The organism is Jejuia pallidilutea, from assembly GCF_002973595.1.
In the GTDB taxonomy this organism is placed as follows: Bacteria; Bacteroidota; Bacteroidia; order Flavobacteriales; family Flavobacteriaceae; genus Jejuia; species Jejuia pallidilutea.
This window is the reverse complement of the sequence record NZ_PVEO01000007.1, coordinates 87,949-104,801: the sequence shown is the minus strand read 5'-3', so window position 1 is coordinate 104,801 and position 16,853 is coordinate 87,949. Positions and strand designations below refer to the sequence as shown.

16 protein-coding genes are annotated in these 16,853 nt (G+C 32.8%); 6 read left to right on the top strand and 10 right to left on the bottom strand.

From position 1 onward, the window contains the following. Positions 1–203 precede the first annotated feature (203 nt). Genes CLV33_RS12325 through lptB form a run of 4 tightly spaced genes read left to right on the top strand, consistent with a single transcriptional unit; the run spans position 204 to position 3,049 of the window. Complete coding sequence (locus CLV33_RS12325) at positions 204–1,121, top strand: KpsF/GutQ family sugar-phosphate isomerase (RefSeq protein WP_394340405.1); 918 nt, start codon at positions 204–206, stop codon at positions 1,119–1,121. Further along, positions 1,121–1,945 (top strand): twin-arginine translocase subunit TatC, encoded by an 825-nt coding sequence (gene tatC / locus CLV33_RS12320; protein ID WP_105474176.1) that lies wholly within the window; start codon positions 1,121–1,123, stop codon positions 1,943–1,945. The genes CLV33_RS12325 and tatC overlap by 1 nt, the downstream gene beginning before the upstream one ends. Further along, the gene (locus CLV33_RS12315) at positions 1,938–2,285 is read left to right on the top strand and encodes a carboxymuconolactone decarboxylase family protein (RefSeq protein ID WP_105474175.1); all 348 of its coding nucleotides are present in this window, start codon (positions 1,938–1,940) and stop codon (positions 2,283–2,285) included. The genes tatC and CLV33_RS12315 overlap by 8 nt, the downstream gene beginning before the upstream one ends. Before the next feature lie 23 nt (positions 2,286–2,308). Further along, entirely contained in the window at positions 2,309–3,049 is a 741-nt protein-coding gene (gene lptB, locus CLV33_RS12310; protein ID WP_042244217.1) for an LPS export ABC transporter ATP-binding protein, read from the top strand. Positions 3,050–3,153: 104 nt separating this feature from the next. On the opposite strand, the gene CLV33_RS12305 is transcribed toward lptB, so the two are convergent. Both CLV33_RS12305 and CLV33_RS12300 read right to left on the bottom strand, forming a co-directional pair. Then, positions 3,154–4,047 (bottom strand): DUF808 domain-containing protein, encoded by an 894-nt coding sequence (locus CLV33_RS12305; RefSeq protein ID WP_105474174.1) that lies wholly within the window; start codon positions 4,045–4,047, stop codon positions 3,154–3,156. A 17-nt stretch (positions 4,048–4,064) separates the two neighbouring features. Then, positions 4,065–4,805, bottom strand: a complete 741-nt coding sequence (locus tag CLV33_RS12300) for a CDP-alcohol phosphatidyltransferase family protein (RefSeq protein WP_105474173.1) — start codon at positions 4,803–4,805, stop codon at positions 4,065–4,067. Between the two features lie 196 nt (positions 4,806–5,001). On the opposite strand from CLV33_RS12300, the gene CLV33_RS12295 reads away from it, so the two are divergent. Both CLV33_RS12295 and CLV33_RS12290 read left to right on the top strand, forming a co-directional pair. After that, positions 5,002–6,072, top strand: a complete 1,071-nt coding sequence (locus tag CLV33_RS12295; protein ID WP_235420527.1) for a putative type IX sorting system protein PorV2 — start codon at positions 5,002–5,004, stop codon at positions 6,070–6,072. Then, positions 6,072–7,238, top strand: a complete 1,167-nt coding sequence (locus CLV33_RS12290; RefSeq protein ID WP_105474172.1) for a lipoprotein N-acyltransferase Lnb domain-containing protein — start codon at positions 6,072–6,074, stop codon at positions 7,236–7,238. The genes CLV33_RS12295 and CLV33_RS12290 overlap by 1 nt, the downstream gene beginning before the upstream one ends. Before the next feature lie 132 nt (positions 7,239–7,370). Here CLV33_RS12290 and CLV33_RS12285 read toward each other — a convergent pair whose 3' ends face one another. Genes CLV33_RS12285 through CLV33_RS12250 form a run of 8 tightly spaced genes read right to left on the bottom strand, consistent with a single transcriptional unit; the run spans position 7,371 to position 16,848 of the window. Beyond that, the gene (locus CLV33_RS12285; RefSeq protein ID WP_105474171.1) at positions 7,371–8,762 is read right to left on the bottom strand and encodes an exopolysaccharide biosynthesis polyprenyl glycosylphosphotransferase; all 1,392 of its coding nucleotides are present in this window, start codon (positions 8,760–8,762) and stop codon (positions 7,371–7,373) included. Between the two features lie 54 nt (positions 8,763–8,816). Further along, positions 8,817–9,827, bottom strand: a complete 1,011-nt coding sequence (locus CLV33_RS12280) for a glycosyltransferase family 4 protein (protein ID WP_105474170.1) — start codon at positions 9,825–9,827, stop codon at positions 8,817–8,819. An 8-nt stretch (positions 9,828–9,835) separates the two neighbouring features. Further along, positions 9,836–11,425 (bottom strand): hypothetical protein, encoded by a 1,590-nt coding sequence (locus tag CLV33_RS12275; RefSeq protein ID WP_105474169.1) that lies wholly within the window; start codon positions 11,423–11,425, stop codon positions 9,836–9,838. Beyond that, entirely contained in the window at positions 11,422–12,360 is a 939-nt protein-coding gene (locus CLV33_RS12270) for a glycosyltransferase family 2 protein (RefSeq protein WP_105474168.1), read from the bottom strand. Before CLV33_RS12270 ends, CLV33_RS12275 begins: the two co-directional genes overlap by 4 nt. After that, entirely contained in the window at positions 12,344–13,675 is a 1,332-nt protein-coding gene (locus tag CLV33_RS12265) for an O-antigen ligase family protein (protein ID WP_105474167.1), read from the bottom strand. Before CLV33_RS12265 ends, CLV33_RS12270 begins: the two co-directional genes overlap by 17 nt. Positions 13,676–13,681: 6 nt before the next feature. After that, on the bottom strand, positions 13,682–14,752 hold the full coding sequence (locus CLV33_RS12260; protein WP_105474166.1) for a glycosyltransferase: 1,071 nt from the start codon (positions 14,750–14,752) through the stop codon (positions 13,682–13,684). Next, entirely contained in the window at positions 14,753–15,871 is a 1,119-nt protein-coding gene (locus CLV33_RS12255) for a glycosyltransferase family 4 protein (protein ID WP_105474165.1), read from the bottom strand. Then, on the bottom strand, positions 15,871–16,848 hold the full coding sequence (locus tag CLV33_RS12250) for a glycosyltransferase family 2 protein (protein WP_449546309.1): 978 nt from the start codon (positions 16,846–16,848) through the stop codon (positions 15,871–15,873). The genes CLV33_RS12255 and CLV33_RS12250 overlap by 1 nt, the downstream gene beginning before the upstream one ends. Positions 16,849–16,853 lie beyond the last annotated feature (5 nt).

Below are 16,853 nucleotides of genomic sequence, written 5' to 3'. Positions count from 1 at the left end.
CAAACTATTAATTTTAGCAATGGATATGGAGAGCCCTCATTCTTTTTTTCGTTAGTTTTGTAACGAAATTTGAATTTACAATAAAATTTTAAATTGGCTACTGATAAAGATAACAAAATCTTTAATTGAGTACAATACTATAAAACTTATAAATTTTGAATAGTAAAGCAGAAATTATTAATGTGGCAAAACAAACTGTAGAAATGGAGGCTAAGGCCATTTTACACTTATCAACTCTAATTGATGATAATTTTGCTGATGCTGTAAACCTTATTTATAACTCTAAAGGGCGTGTGGTGATTACTGGTATTGGTAAAAGTGCCATAATTGCTAGTAAAATTGTGGCAACTTTAAATTCTACAGGTACGCCAGCCATTTTTATGCATGCTGCCGATGCTATTCATGGCGATTTAGGGTTAATATTAGAAGACGATGTTGTAATCTGTATTTCTAAAAGTGGTAACACTCCCGAAATTAAAGTATTGGTGCCCTTGATTAAAAGCGCGCACAACAAAATGATTGCAATAACCGGCAACAAAGATTCTTTTTTGGGTCTACAGGCCGATTTTGTATTAAATGCTTATGTAGAAAAAGAAGCATGCCCAAATAATTTAGCACCAACCACGAGTACAACAGCGCAATTAGTTATAGGTGATGCCCTTGCAATTTGCTTATTAGAAAAACGCGGATTTTCTAGTAAAGACTTTGCTAAATACCACCCTGGTGGCTCTTTAGGTAAAAAGCTGTATTTAAGAGTACACAATATTTCTTCGGTAAACCAAAGACCCCAAGTAGATGCCAACGCTAGTATAAAAGAAGTAATTGTAGAAATATCTGAAAAACTTCTTGGCGTTACGGCAGTAATTGAAAACGATAAAATTATAGGTGTAATTACTGATGGTGATTTACGTAGAATGCTAAGTAAAACCGATGATTTCTCGTCGTTAACAGCCAAGGACATTATGAGTGAAAATCCTAAAAGAATTTCTCCTGAAGCCATGGCAGTAGATGCAAAAGAATTAATGGAAGATTTTGGAATAACACAATTGCTGGTTGAAGACAATGGTAAATATGCTGGTGTTATTCATTTACACGATTTAGTAAAAGAAGGTATTATATAATGGCAAAAAAAGATGTAAATGAGATGTCTTTTTTAGACCATCTTGAAGAACTACGCTGGCACTTAATAAGAATTGTAGTAGCCATAGTAATTGTTGGCACAATAGCATTTCTCTCTAGCAGATTTATTTTTGATGAAATTATTTTTGCACCGCTAGAAATGAGTTTTCCAACGTACGATTTTTTATGTAAAACCGCCAATTTTATTAACGTAGAAACTACGTTTTGTGGCGAAAAAATTCCACTTATTTTACAGAACAGAACCATGGCAGGACAATTTTCTGCCGATATTTGGACAGCAGTTCTTGGGGGATTTATCATAGCATTTCCTTACGTAATTTTTGAATTGTGGCGTTTTATAAGTCCTGCAATGCATCAAAAAGAACGCAAACATTCCAGAGGTTTTATAATAATTTCATCCTTCTTATTTTTCTTAGGTGTACTTTTTGGATATTACATTGTTTGCCCACTTTCCATCAACTTTTTGGCTAATTATAGTATTTCTGCCAAAGTAGATAATCAAATAGATATAAGTTCATATATAGGCCTAGTAAGAGCTTCGGTTTTAGCTTCTGGTTTAATTTTCGAACTACCAATCATCATCTATTTTTTAACTAAAGTAGGATTGGTAACACCAGAGTTTTTACGTAAATACAGAAAATATGCCCTAGTAATAGTTTTAATACTTTCTGCTATAATAACCCCTCCAGATATTGCAAGTCAAATTATTGTTGCAATTCCAATATTGGTGCTATACCAAGTAAGTATTTATATTTCTAAACTAGTTATAAAAGGTCAACGTAAAAAAGTAAAAACACATGCCTAATTCAGTAGAAGAATTCAATACGTATCGTACCAAAATGAACGATAAGATTTTAGCAGACAACAATAAAATCATAAAACGTATTTTTAATTTAGATACCAACGCCTATACAGATGGTGCCTTAGATGTAAAAACAAAAGAACTCCTTGGTTTGGTAGCATCTGCCGTATTGCGATGTGATGATTGTGTGAAATACCATTTAGAAACCAGCTACAATCTTGGATTAAAAAAAGAAGAAGTTGTAGAGGCTTTAAGCATAGCAACTTTGGTGGGTGGCACCATAGTTATTCCACATTTACGTCGTGCTTACGAATTTTGGGATGCCCTGGAAGCCAATAAATAAATAAAATTTACGTTATTGCAAGTATGATTTTAAGAGCCGAAAATTTAATGAAGTCCTACAGCGGACGAAAAGTAGTAAAAGATGTTTCTTTGGAAGTAAACCAAGGAGAAATTGTAGGTTTGTTAGGACCTAATGGTGCTGGTAAAACCACTTCTTTTTATATGATTGTAGGTTTGATAAAACCAAACGGTGGACATATTTACCTAGACAATACCGAAATTACAAAGTACCCCATGTACAAACGCGCACAAAATGGTATTGGATATTTGGCTCAAGAAGCTTCTGTATTTAGAAAATTAAGTATTGAAGACAATATTTTAAGTGTACTGCAACTTACTAAATTAAGTAAGAAGGAGCAACGCATGAAAATGGAATCGTTAATAGAAGAGTTTGGTTTAGGTCATATCCGTAAAAATCGTGGCGATTTATTATCTGGTGGAGAGCGTCGCCGCACAGAAATAGCACGGGCTTTGGCTACCGACCCTAATTTTATTCTCTTAGACGAACCCTTTGCTGGTGTAGACCCTGTTGCGGTGGAAGATATTCAACGTATCGTGGCACAACTCACCAAAAAAAATATTGGTATTTTAATAACCGACCATAATGTACAAGAAACGCTAGCCATTACCGACAGAACGTATTTAATGTTTGAAGGTAGTATTCTTAAAGCTGGGGAACCCGAAGAATTAGCCAATGATGCTATGGTACGTAAGGTTTATCTCGGTCAGAATTTTGAGTTGCGTAAAAAGAAGATCAGAGAATAAAACACCTTTTTTTCCTTAAATCGTTCCTGTCATTCCTGTTTTCGGAGGAATGATAGAATTAAACAATTTTAATTTTGTAAAAAGTAAATTCGAAATTAATTCTACTACTTATGCCGTTTAATTTTTTTAAGCAGAAACTTAAATGTTTTAATGACTATTAAGGCTAAAAAGCCTACAATTAAGCCAACAATAAACTCTATAAGTATTGAAGGTAAGTTTATATCTTCGGTGGCATGATGAATATATTCTACATTATGAATAAAAATACCCCCAGCTACCAAAATTAATGCAATAGTACCTATAACGGCTAAACTTTTAATAACCACTGGTAATGCCCTAATTAAAAAGTTACCTATATATTTAGAAATACTCTTTTCTTTTTTACTAAAACGCACCAGCCTATAGCCAAAATCATCCATTCTCACAATAAGTGCCACAATACCGTAAACCCCAACTGTAGCTATAATGCAAACAATAGAAACTACTAGTATTTGAAATAGTATAGGTTCTCCTAAAACAGTACCCAAAGCAATTATCACTATTTCAACAGACAAAATAAAATCGGTAAAAATGGCCGACTTTATTTTCATTTTTTCAGCCACAACCCTTTCTTCATCAGTAAGTTCTGTTTTTAAATCTATTCCATTATCTGTTTCATGAGCATGAGGCACAAAAAACTCGTATATTTTCTCAGCACCTTCAAAAGCTAAATAAATTGCGCCAAGAATTAAAGCCAATGTTATAGCCCATGGCGCAAAAGCACTAAGTAAAAAAGCAATTGGTAGTATTATTAATTTATTAAGTGCAGATCCTTTTGTTATAGCCAACAAAACTGGTAACTCTCTAGAAGCCACGAAACCTGTAGCTTTTTCTGCATTAACAGCTAAATCATCACCTAAAATTCCCGCAGTTTTTTTTGTAGAAATTTTGCTCATTACCACTACATCGTCCATTAAGGCAGCTATATCATCTAACAACGCAAAAAAACCTGAAGCCATATTGTTCTAATTTTTTTTTAAGTTAAATTATCTAAAAGCGACATTACAATGTAAAGTAAGATAATAATAGGGATAGCTGCAAAATGTAGTGTAACCAGCATTACCAAACATAAAATTATAAAAATATAGCGTGTTGCATTAGCCTTAAAACCATATGTTTTAAATTTTAATGCAAAGAGTTTAATGTTTGATGTTAAAATCCAGCAACTAAATATGGTAAAACCTATTAAAAACCATTTGTTTAAAATTATTTGGTTTATAAAATCGTTATTCTGAAATTTTAGTATTAATGGCAAGGAAATAACCAACAAAGCGTTAGCAGGTGTTGGTAACCCCTTAAAAAAACTTTGTTGTTCTGTATCTATATTAAACTTGGCTAATCTGTAAGCTGAAGCCAGAGTAATTGCTAAACCCAAAAATGGCAAATATCCACCACCTGTTAGTTCATATAACGATATTTGAAAATTGTTATAACTACTATCCGTCCATCCAAGTTCTGTTAAACCCAAAAGCTTAAACATTACAATGCCTGGAACCAAACCACTAGTTACAACATCTGCTAAAGAATCTAATTGCAAACCCAGTTCGCCTTGTGCATTTAGTTGTCTAGCTGCAAATCCATCAAAAAAATCAAAGAATATACCAAGAAACACAAATATTGCCGCTGAAATAAAATTATCGTTAACAGTAAAAAGCACTGCAATACAACCACACAATAAATTAAGAAGAGTAAGTGCATTAGGTATGTATCGCTTCATGTAAAGTAATATTTTTGTAAAAATAACAAACAATTTTTGTTACATGCAACTATTAAACAATATCTGCTAAAATTTGAAGCATATAAGCAACAAATAAAATAGTTTAACGTTATATGAGAGCACACAAAACTATGTTTTCGGCATTATATTTTATGATAAAACTGGTATTATGTGCATCTTTGTAAAAAAATTGCGATTGAAACATTACACTACCGCATTATTTAGCTTAATAACGCTGTTCACCTTTAGCCAAACCGTTAGAAAATATTCTAATGAGTTTATGAATATTGGTGTAGATGCTGCTGCTTTAGGTATGAGTAGTGCTGTTACTGCGCACTCTAATGATGTAAATGCTGCCTATTGGAATCCTGCTGGTTTGGTACATATAGAAGATAATCAATTAGCTTTAATGCACTCAAGCTATTTTGCAAATATTGCTAACTACGACTATGCTGCATTTGCAATGCCTTTAGATGATAGAAGCGCAGTTGGTATTTCGTTAATTAGATTTGCTGTTGATGATATTTTAAACACAACACAACTTATTGACGAACAAGGCAATATCAATTACGATAGAATTAGTTTGTTCTCCACTGCCGATTACGGCTTAACTTTTTCGTATGCCAGAAAGCTTCCCGTCCAAGGACTTAATTACGGTGTAAATGCAAAAGTAATTCGCAGAATTATTGGAGACTTTGCCTCATCTTGGGGTTTTGGCTTAGATTTTGGCGTACAGTTTGAAACACAAAACAACTGGAAATTTGGTGTAATGGCTAGAGACATTACAACTACGTTTAACGCTTGGGCTATAGACGAGGAACAATTTGCAACCATTAGTAATGCTGTAGAAGGGCAAAACCAAGAACTACCTGAAACTACCGAAATTACCATCCCCAAATTACAAATTGGCATTTCTAAATTACTAACATTTAATTACGACTACACGCTGTTAACTTCAGCCAACTTAAATGTACGTTTTGCTGAAAATAACGATATTATCTCGTCCTCTTTTGCAAGCATAAATCCTGCTCTGGGCTTTGAGTTTGGTTATGTAGACATGGTATATTTACGCGGTGGTGTTGGTAATTTTCAAAACGAATTACAAATAGATAACACTGAGCAACTAAGTTTTCAACCTAGCTTTGGTGTTGGTTTTAAATATAATGGAGTGCAAATAGATTATGCTTTTACTGATATTGGAGACCAAAGCGTAGCACTCTATTCCAACGTATTTTCGTTAAAACTTGATTTTAGTATCTTTAGATAATGCAAAGAGTATTATTGTTATTTTTCTTATTATTTTCCATATTCGTTGGTGCACAACAGCAACTTTCTGATGGCGCTGATGTTAGCGTATTAACCATTGGCCCCGGAACATCTCTAAATGATGCTTTTGGCCATAGTGCATTTCGTATTAAAGATGAAGAAAAAGGTTTTGATTTGGTATTTAATTATGGTGTTTACGATTTTGAAGCCCCTAATTTTATACTAAAATTTGCACAAGGAAAGCTTAATTATTTAATTGGTTTAAACCGATTTGATGACTTCTACAATGTTTATACTGAACAGAATAGAACTATTAAACAACAAACTTTAAACCTATCTAAGGCTGAAAAACAAAAGCTTTTTGATGCTCTAATTGAAAACTATAAACCAGAAAACAGACGCTATCTCTATGATTTCTTTTTTGATAATTGTGCAACTAAAATTAAAGATGTAGCAAATATTACATGTAATAATACAATACAGTTTAATATTCCTGAAGATTACGAAGAAGCTACGTTTAGAACTCTTATTCAAGACAATTTAAATAAAAATTCTTGGGGAAGTTTAGGTATAGATTTAGCCTTAGGTGCTGTAATAGACCAAACGGCTACTCCAGAACAGCATATGTTTTTACCTAAAAACACACACAGTTTTTTTAAAAATGCTACAAAAGGAACTGAGAAAACCCCTTTAATAAAAAGTAGCAGTACGCTTTATGCTGCAAAACCTGTACCTACAAGTTCAAACTTTATTACTAGTCCGCTATTTATTTTCAGTCTCATCGGTATACTTATCATATACATCACCTATAAAGATTACAAGCAACAAAAACGCACTAAAACTTTAGATATCGCTATTTTTACAATTACAGGTTTAGCTGGCGTTGTTATTTTGTTGTTATGGTTTGCAACAGACCACGAGGCAACCCATAACAATTATAACTTATTGTGGGCAAACCCCTTAAACCTCATTATTCTATTTCAAATTTTTAAAACTAAAATGAGCAAATGGCTTAATAAATATTTAAAGTTTTTGGTGATTTTATTGTGCCTAATGGTATTCCATTGGATAACTGGCGTACAGGTTTTTGCTATTGGACTTATCCCCCTCCTTACAGCAGTATTTGCAAGGTATTTATTTTTAATTTATCATCTTAGGAGACTATAATATAACGTTACCCTACCATTCTACGAAGGTGTATTTTAATCGCACAAAAGATTTACAGATGGAGGTGTTTTTTAATAGAAGCTTGGGTACTTTACACTGAATACTACCAATAAAATACTGCCTTCTTGTTTACTACTGCCCCCTAAAAAAGATAACCGTACTAAGGGTTTTTACTAAAATGTTTACATCTAGCACAAAACTTCTGTGTTTAATATAAAACAAATCGTGTTGTAGTTTTAACAAACTATCATCTACAGAGGCTCCATATCTTGTTTTAACCTGTGCCCAACCCGTTAGTCCTGGCTTTACAATGTGCCTTGTTTCGTAAAATGGTAATACTTGCGATAATTCCCTAACAAAGTGAGGGCGTTCTGGTCTGGGGCCAATTAAGCTCATTTCACCCTTAAGCACATTAATAAACTGCGGAATTTCATCAATTCTAGTATTTCTCATAAACTTTCCAAAGGGTGTAATTCTAGCATCATTTTTTTTAGCCCAAACGGCACCATTTTTTTCTGCATCTACTACCATGGTACGGTATTTAATAATTCTAAAAAGATTTCCGTTTTTACCAATACGCTCTTGTGTGTACAGCAGTGGGCCTTTATTGGCAATAAGATTTCCTAAAAGAATTAATGGTATAAACAACACTCCAATTAAAATTCCAATTATAGAAATTAGTACATCGAAAAAACGATGAAAAAAAAGATACATTTTGTTTTGATTACTTCTACTAAACGGAAAATATTTGTAAAAATCCTTTCCAACAAATTGTACTGGAACCCGTTGTGTTAATTCTTCGTAAACTTGGGTGTATTCTTTAATAGGCACACCACTTTCTAAAAGCGTAATAAGATCGGTGTAAATCTCTGGTGTAATATTTTCAGAATTATAGCTTGCTACAACAACCTCCGAAATATTTTCGTCCTTTATAATCTGATAAATTTGTTTAGGATGGTATTCTTTTAGTCCATTAAACTTAACTTTTTCTCCCTTATTAATTTCGCAATTTATAAAACCTACAATTTTATAATTGGGGTCGGCATCATTAAAGGTATTTATAATGGTGGTTATGTTTGAGGTTTCACCAACCAAAAGGGCTTTTTTATAGAATCTTGGGGACGTTACAAAGGTAATATAAGCAAAACGCCAAATAAAAAGCGCTCCAAAAATTGAAACAAAAAAATATAGAATCTGTAAACGGTTTTCTGGTAGTACAGGTGTTAAAAAAGGTGTTAGCAGATAAAACAATACGGTAATAGATGTGGTGAGCAAAATATTAATCCATACCCTATCTAGCTTACTGGATTTTTGTAAATCGTACAATTCGAAAATAGACCCAAAAACCGAAATATACACTACCAAAACAAGTATCCATTTCCAGTTTAATCTAGTAATGGTAAAATAGTCAAAATGAAACGTATTGCCCACTACGTAAAGCAAAAATAGTACAACAACAACATCAAAAATTCTCAACAAGATTTTCCGTTCAGAAATATTAAAATGTATACTGTTTTTAGGCATTCATTTGTGAGAGTTAAGTGTGTAGCCAAATATAGCAAGTAAATTTATAAAATGTTAAGAAAGAACAGAAAACCATTTATGTTTAACAACCTCCCAATCAAATTGTTCCACTTTTTTTCTTGCATTAGTTGTAATTTGGTCTACTAGCAACTCGTTGTTTTTCAATCTTAAAATTGCAGTTTTAAATGCTTTTACATTATTTGGGGGCACCAATATTCCATCCACATTATTTTTTATTAAAAAAGGTAATCCGCCCACATTGGTAGAAACCACAGGCAAACCCAGAGCCATAGCTTCAATAACACTTACGGGCATATTATCAACATTTGTAGTATTAATAAATACATTAAATGCTTTAGATTTTTCATGCCATTCTGCTTTAGATAAACGTCCTGTAAATTCTACTTTAACATTTAAATTCTTAGCGAGCATTTTTACTTTTTGCAAACTACCATCGTTTTCTGGCCCTACCATACACAAGCTAACCTTAAAACCATCATCTTGTATTGACTTAAGTAGTTTAACAGCCAGTTTTGGATGGTATACTTCTGAAAATGAACGTACCCAAAAAAGGTGAATATCATCTATTTGCCGTTTTTTAAAATGATAGTTTTTTAACTCTATAACATTAGGGATATTAATGATGTTTTTAAATCCGAAGTTTTCAAAAAAAGATATAAAATATAATGAAGGCGAAACGTTTACATGGGCTTTTGTAAAAATTTGTCGCGATAGCTTTTGAGAAGTTTTTAACCGCTCAGGCAAATTGCCACCATGTAAAATGGGAATATACTTTAGCCCGAAATAAGTGCACAATACACTAGATAAGTAAGCATAGTAAAAGTTGGTAGTGCTGTAAGTATCTATTAACACATAATCTACAGAATTTCTATGTTTAATAATATGATACAACATATCGCACAACCTAAATATCTTATTTTTTTTATTGGAAGCCGTTATTAGATGATAACCTTCAGATTGTAACAAAATACTTAAGGTGTCTATAGTGGTTACCGTTTTGTTTTTATCTACCAATTGGTTTCCTATGTAAAGAATATTTTTCAAATGTTCAACTAGAGTTTATATAGTTTAAGCTTTCCTTCAGAATGAACTAGTTCGCATTGTGGAATAGTACTGGTAGTTACAAAATAATCGGCATTATAATACCTTAGGTAACTTATAACCTCGTCAATAGTTGTAAAATTATTGATTGTTTTTTGGCGCTTTTGCCATTGCGTAAAACGCTTTGGGTTACCCTCAATAAGCATAGAAGCACCTTTTCCATCAAAAATTACAGATCTTTTGGTAGCGCCTCGCAACACGTGACTTCCACAAATAACATCAGTGGTCTTGGTATGGGCTTTAATGTATTTTGCCATTTTATCTATGGCCAATGGTTTTCTGTCTTCTGGTGCAAAAGCACTTAAACTACGAGGCAAAATAGATTTAGAAATATCGTCTCCAAAAAAGGGTACATTGTTTAACATTTCACTTTTACTAAATACCAATATACACACGTAAACAAAAACAACGGCTGGTAATATATGAGGAGTTTTAATTTTTGAAAAGACATAATCTAACACAAATGCGAGTGCAAAAACACATGGAATAATTGCCACTTTTTGCATGCGTATTAACTGAAAAGACATTCTTAAATTTGTATTGAAAACGCCATTAACCAAACGCTCTAAAGGTATAGCTAAACTTGGGATTGCAATAAGAATAAGTGTTAAAACAAGTAATAATTTAGCATTTTTACCTATACCTCTTTCCTTAAAAGCAATTAAAACATATAGCAACAATGGGATAATAAAAAATAGGGTTTTAAACCCAAACCACTGTTTTAAGAACAACCATGGATTTTTAAAATACTCTGGAATTCTAGCATTAAAAGCCTCGTTAAACGCATTTAAATCGTAAGTTACCGCTACAGATGTTTTTCCAAAATAGGTTATTATAAATGGCGATATTCCTAAACCTATTGCTAAAATTAAACATAATAACTTAGGAACTGAAAACCTTTCTCTAAGTTTAGGGTAATAATATAAAAGCAGTACCACCAAGGTAACAAACATTAAAATACCACCTAAACCTGTAATAGGATGAAAATTAAATATAAGGCCTATTAAGACCCCTCCAAAAAGTAGTTTTATAAACTGTTGGGAAATAAGCAAAAAGGGAATAGGCATTAAGGAAATATATACCGTTCTGGGCATGATGGTCCACAAATCTGAGATACCCCAAATTTCTAGTCCCGGTAACCATATTACGCCTCTCAAAATAATAGATATAAAAAACGCTACCCAATAATTGTTTACAAATTTATATAAGAGAAAAAACCAAAGAATTCCAAAAAGTAAGTGGCATATTAACCCCAAAACATTAATGGCTTGTACATAGTTATAGTCTGTAAATTTTGCAATACATCGTAATGTTTGCACATAAAACGGTGTATAATATTTTACATTGTTAAGATTGTTTACATATAAATCGTCCTGAAATAAATTGGGATTATCAAATTTTTGTGCTACTGGAATAATATTTTGAATATCTGAAGATAGCTCACTGTAATTTGCATTTAAGTTATCTAAATAATACACTATAGCAATAGTGATATTTAAAACGAGTACTAACGCTATTCTTAGCTTATTTAGCGGTTTCATTTTACAGGTTTAGGCGCTTTAGTTATATCGTAGTGTATAGCTTGTAGCAATAATTGAAATCCTAGAATTATAGTAAGTGTTACCAACATTATTGTACCTGTTGGCGCAAAAATAGCTTTAGAACTGTAAAACCACCAAGTGTACAATCCATAAGTAAAACCAAACAAAAACAAAGGTATCCCCAGAAGCAGATATACCGAGGACATGTTAAAATCGTATAGAAAATAAGATTTTACAATTCGTTTTATAAAGGTTTTACATAAGCGGGGTAAAAACACAAAAGGCATTTTCCAAACACTCATACTGGATGTTTCATCACCATAAATAGCTGGCATAGATATATCTTTTATTCTCGCTTCCTGAAAATATAGCTCTGCTATTAAAGAAGTTTCAAAATAATACCTGTTAGAAATATTAGTAAACTCTAATTGCTTTAAAGTATTTACATTAATGGCAAAAAAACCATTGGTAGGGTCGAAATTATTCCAATATCCAGTTGCTGCCTTAACCAAAAACGAAAGTATTAAATTACCTGCTTTTCTAACAAAAGGCATTTTATTTAAAGACTTAAAATCCCTAAACCTATTCCCTTTGGCATATTCGGCAGTTTTAGACATTAATGGCTCTACCAATGCCGGTATAAAAGATGTATCCATTTGGTCATCGGCATCCAACTTAACAACAATATCCATACTATCGGTTATTGCTTTTTTAAATCCCTCTTTTGTAGCACCTCCTACACCTAAATTAGTTTTATTATTAATAATAACTATTTTAGTATTTTCCGTTATAACATTTGGCAAAGGCTCTGGGCTGCAATCGTCTACCACGTATATAGCATCAATAAAATCTGGAAGTTTCCCAACCACATGTTTTATGTGTTTGGCAGCGTTGTAATATGGTATAACTACGGCTATTTTACTTTTTTCGAGCATTTAAAAAATAATAACGTGGTGTAATAAGCATAACCACAATTAACAAAAAGTATCCTAAAATAGTGAATAACGAGCGGTAAATATATAAATGTTCACCAAAAAACAAAGTCACCATCATTGCCAAAACCAAACCTGTAAGTGCAGATTTTAACGATGTTGCTCGACCAAATTTTAAGAACAAGTAATTAGATAACCACTTAAAATATAAAAAGAGCCCAACTAAGCCTACTTCATTAATTAAACTTAAATAAATATTGTGAGCTGAAAACTGTATTAACAACCTATTATTTAAACCAATACCTAAAGGAATAATTAATGGGTTTTCTAAGAGATAGAAAAAATAACGTGTAGACAACTCCTTTCGCCCTGATCCTAAATCTTCGTATAGGTCTACAACATCCAAACTTTCTCCTGTAAGCAAACGCGGATCGCTTACTTTATTTACCACTCTATTTTCAACAGTGGTTGTAATGGTTTCTATCACTTCTAAGTTTAAAAAAAAGGCCACTATAACTCCAATTGATATAATTACAGATAAACCAAAAAACTTTTTTGTTCTAGATACAAAAAGGTAGCATATAAACACTATTAACCCTAAATACGTAGTTCTAGAACCAGATACACCTATGGTGGCTAAAGATGTAAGCAACGTAACTATTATAAGTACTTTATTTACTTTTAATTGGGGTTGAAGCATAAGCCCTGTAGCAAAAACGAATGAAAAAAGCATATTCATACCCAGGTTAATTTTATTAGGGCCTAAGGCTCCAGATAAAAAACCGCCATAAGACATATTATAAACTTCGTTCCACAAAAAAGGCACTAAACCAGCATGCTGCGAAAACACAAGAAGTGCTTCGGCTATGCCAAGTAGTAGTATTAAACTGGCAGCATATTTGTAGCGCGATCGTTTCCTTAAATACATTGCCATAAGCACTGCGGTGTAAAAGAACACTAAAAGATGGTAATAATACAGGCAGGTTTGCACAAACCACAAAGGTCTAGCCTTATATAAACTAAATACTAAGTTGAAAACTAAGGTAAATCCTGCCCAAAGTATAAACGTATGAAGGTATTTAAAATACGATTTAGATTTTATGTAAACCGTAAATAGTTTTAGGTTGTTATAAACTATAAACAAAATAACCAAACCAGCTAAGTCGTATAGTCGTAATTCGTTTTGCCCAATGGCACTATAGGTTAAAGCTGGTAAATTGTAGAAATAAGAAACAACCATTAATACCAATGCCACTTTAACATACAATGGTTTAAAAAGGTATTCTATTTTTTTCTCAATATATTCTGTTTTAGTCATTAACAATTACATAGATTGGTAGACTTTTACTATACTTTTTATTGTAGCTTGCTTAGAAAAATGCAACTTAACTTTCAAATTTAACTGTTCTCCGGCCAATTTAGCTTTTTCAGGGTTATTAATAAAAACTTCTATGGCATTTTTTAACGCTAAAGAATTTTGGGGCGCTATTAATTTTCCTTCATTTTCGTTTGAAATTACTAAGTTACAATCACCTACATTAGTCGCTATTGTTGGTAATTTAGCAAGACCATATTCAACTAGCGCTAAAGGCAAACCTTCTGATTTTGAGGATAACACTGCAATATCGCACTGTTTTAAAATAGCTGATATATCTGAACAAGAACCATACATAAAAACACTATTTGATAAATTTTCGATTTCTATATGTGAGCGTATAGATTTTGAATAATCGTCCTGAAAATCTTGTCCGACTAAATGCAAACTCCACTTTGGAAATCTACTATTTACCTCTTTAAAGGCTTTTAGCAGTGTAATATGATCTTTTTGTGGCCTAAGATTAGCCAAACATACAATACGCTTATTTACGAAACCTTTTAGTTGTGTGATAGCGGATTGACGGTCTAGTTCTGCAAAATTTGGCAAATAGCTAACACGTGTTGTTTTTAAATTGGTTTCTGCCCATACTTTTAACTTAGAATTTACACAGAAAATATGATTAAAATATTTAGAGCAAAACTTTAAAACTGCTTTTGGGCGCTGTTTCAAATACTCACTTTCCCCATAATGATCGTGCCATATAAGTTTTATTTTTGGGTGCAAAATCTTTAGAATAGTACCAATAAAAAAAGAGGTTGCATGTGCATGTATATGAGATATGTTGCGATGTTTCACAAATACGCTCAACCTTTTTATAGCACTAATATCTAAGGTTGAAGATCGTTCTAAAAACAAATAACCTACTTCTGGTTTTAGCAATTTTTTTAACACACCTTCCCTCCTCGTAGCACATAAAAACGAGGCATCAACCTCATCTACCAGAGCATTTGCAAAATTAACGGCTACACGCTCTGCACCTCCTGCATTTAGTGTGTCTATAAGTTGAAGTATTCTCATTTAAGCCACTATTAGTTTTTTAATCTCATACTCAAAGCCCTCTAATGTATACTGTTGAGACCATAGCGTTGCTTTTTTAGACATTTCTGCAAGCAAATTGTAGTCCGGCAAATGGTTGGCAACTTCAGTAACCGCCTTTTCTAATTCATCAGAAATTAAAATACCACGATTACCATTGTTTAGCATAAATGGCACACAAGAGACCGAAGTAGCAATAGGTATTACACCAAAAAACATGGCTTCTGCTATGGCTTTTGGCCATCCTTCAGACTTAGACGCTAAAATAACAAAATGAGTGGTTTGTAATGCTTTCTTAATAACATTCTTATCTTGGTTTCCGTGGAATATTATGTGTTTGTTTAAACTATTGGAATTGCAATACGCTATTAAATCTTGCTTTAAAATACCGTCGCCAAAAATCTCTAGGGAAGCATTGTAACCTAATGTGTTTAACTTTTCAACCATTTGTATGGCAAATAACGGACGCTTTCCTTCTACCAAACCACCAATAAACACGAATTTTAAATGTCCTGAATACTCCCTAGGCGTTGGTGTTACTTTATCTGCCTCATTAAACGTAGCCGTAAAAAATGGTTTAATATTTTTAGTTTGATTTTGCCAATTTCCATATACCAAAGCAGTCATGTTTTTAGTCCAAAACGTACTGGATATTATTTTTTTCTGAAGTCGATAACTCAACGGTTGCATTGCGTTAGGATCCCAATTTCCTGCATATTTTGCTGTTTTCACTTTCTTTGGAAAGCATATTTGTACTAAACATCCCAATAGCCCTATATTTCCAGGACATCGTAAATGGATATGATCTGCTCGTTTACACGCCATAAACAAACTAAAAATAATAAAAGGTAGTGAAAAAAATGAGCGTACACACCTTCCTAAGGAAACAAAAGCAATTTCAGGAATTTGGGTAAAAATAATATTATCATCCTTGTAAGCTGTATCTATAGCGGATGGCAGCTGTTTTGTAACTGGAGCAACAATTTCAACTTCATCAACATATTTTAACCATAAATTCATTTCCCTAACATAAGGCGCATAGGCAAACCAAGAATTTTCAATTGGCTTGTGTAACACATGGGTAATGATTAAAAATCGCATTATTGTAGTTTTGGTTTATTATATATAAGCGAAAACCATCCTGAAATTCTGCCCAAAGTTTCGGTTAACGCCTTTTTCTTTTCTTTTGATGTTAGTATGTTACTTGCTCTAATTAATGTTAACAAAAAGGAGGTGGCATGAAACTTAATTATAGCTCTAAAACTTGGTTTTGGATACTTTACACGCCACACATACCAACCGTTTCTTATTACCATTACACCGTATTTAAAATAGTTTGGTCGTCCAGAAGGCTCATGATAATGCGCCAATTTAGCATTTGTATTTACATAGAGTTTACCAATTTTGGCAATACGCAACGAAAAATCGGTGTCCTCATACAATCCATAGCCTTCAAAATAGGTTGAAAAAGTAAGCTTTTCAAAAACGTCTTTTCTATAACTCGATACGCCTCCCATAATTTGTTCTACCTCATATATATTTCCTGAAGGTGGCAAAAAACTCACTGAACGCCCATGACCAAAAGTAGGTAAAACCGCTGGAGGTGTGTCTGGTAATAAACCAAACCAACGTCTTACTTTAAATCGTGTTGGTTCGCTACGTTGCCAACCATCGATATAAAATTTACCTTTATCATTAGTGGTATTGGCTGGTTCCCAATTTACTTCGTTGGTAATGTAACCACCAACTGCCAATGCATCAGGACACACTTTATAAGTGGTTAATAGTTCTTCAAAATAATTAGCTTCTAGCGTTACATCATCATCTAAAAAACAAATAATTTTTGAGCTATCATCAACTTTTCTAATCCCAAAGTTTCGTTGTTTGGTTAAACCTCTATCATTATTATCGACTTTAAAATAAACAAGATTCTCATATTTTTTTCCAGATAGTATGGCTTCTGTTTTCATATCTACCGAACCATCAACAATAATAATCTGGTTGGGATATTTGGTTTGCGTATTTACAGTGTCCAAAAGTGCAACCAAAGCCTTTGGTCTCATATAGGTACAAATCACTAATG

What these genes read in the sequence shown, in the direction of transcription:
- CLV33_RS12325 (WP_394340405.1), top strand. Translation starts at nt 204, where the DNA reads ATGGAGGCTAAGGCCATTTTACACTTATCAACTCTAATTGATGATAAT.
- tatC (WP_105474176.1), top strand. Translation starts at nt 1,121, where the DNA reads ATGGCAAAAAAAGATGTAAATGAGATGTCTTTTTTAGACCATCTTGAA.
- CLV33_RS12315 (WP_105474175.1), top strand. Translation starts at nt 1,938, where the DNA reads ATGCCTAATTCAGTAGAAGAATTCAATACGTATCGTACCAAAATGAAC.
- lptB (WP_042244217.1), top strand. Translation starts at nt 2,309, where the DNA reads ATGATTTTAAGAGCCGAAAATTTAATGAAGTCCTACAGCGGACGAAAA.
- CLV33_RS12305 (WP_105474174.1), bottom strand. Translation starts at nt 4,047, where the DNA reads ATGGCTTCAGGTTTTTTTGCGTTGTTAGATGATATAGCTGCCTTAATG.
- CLV33_RS12300 (WP_105474173.1), bottom strand. Translation starts at nt 4,805, where the DNA reads ATGAAGCGATACATACCTAATGCACTTACTCTTCTTAATTTATTGTGT.
- CLV33_RS12290 (WP_105474172.1), top strand. Translation starts at nt 6,072, where the DNA reads ATGCAAAGAGTATTATTGTTATTTTTCTTATTATTTTCCATATTCGTT.
- CLV33_RS12285 (WP_105474171.1), bottom strand. Translation starts at nt 8,762, where the DNA reads ATGCCTAAAAACAGTATACATTTTAATATTTCTGAACGGAAAATCTTG.
- CLV33_RS12275 (WP_105474169.1), bottom strand. Translation starts at nt 11,425, where the DNA reads ATGAAACCGCTAAATAAGCTAAGAATAGCGTTAGTACTCGTTTTAAAT.
- CLV33_RS12270 (WP_105474168.1), bottom strand. Translation starts at nt 12,360, where the DNA reads ATGCTCGAAAAAAGTAAAATAGCCGTAGTTATACCATATTACAACGCT.
- CLV33_RS12265 (WP_105474167.1), bottom strand. Translation starts at nt 13,675, where the DNA reads ATGACTAAAACAGAATATATTGAGAAAAAAATAGAATACCTTTTTAAA.
- CLV33_RS12260 (WP_105474166.1), bottom strand. Translation starts at nt 14,752, where the DNA reads ATGAGAATACTTCAACTTATAGACACACTAAATGCAGGAGGTGCAGAG.
- CLV33_RS12255 (WP_105474165.1), bottom strand. Translation starts at nt 15,871, where the DNA reads ATGCGATTTTTAATCATTACCCATGTGTTACACAAGCCAATTGAAAAT.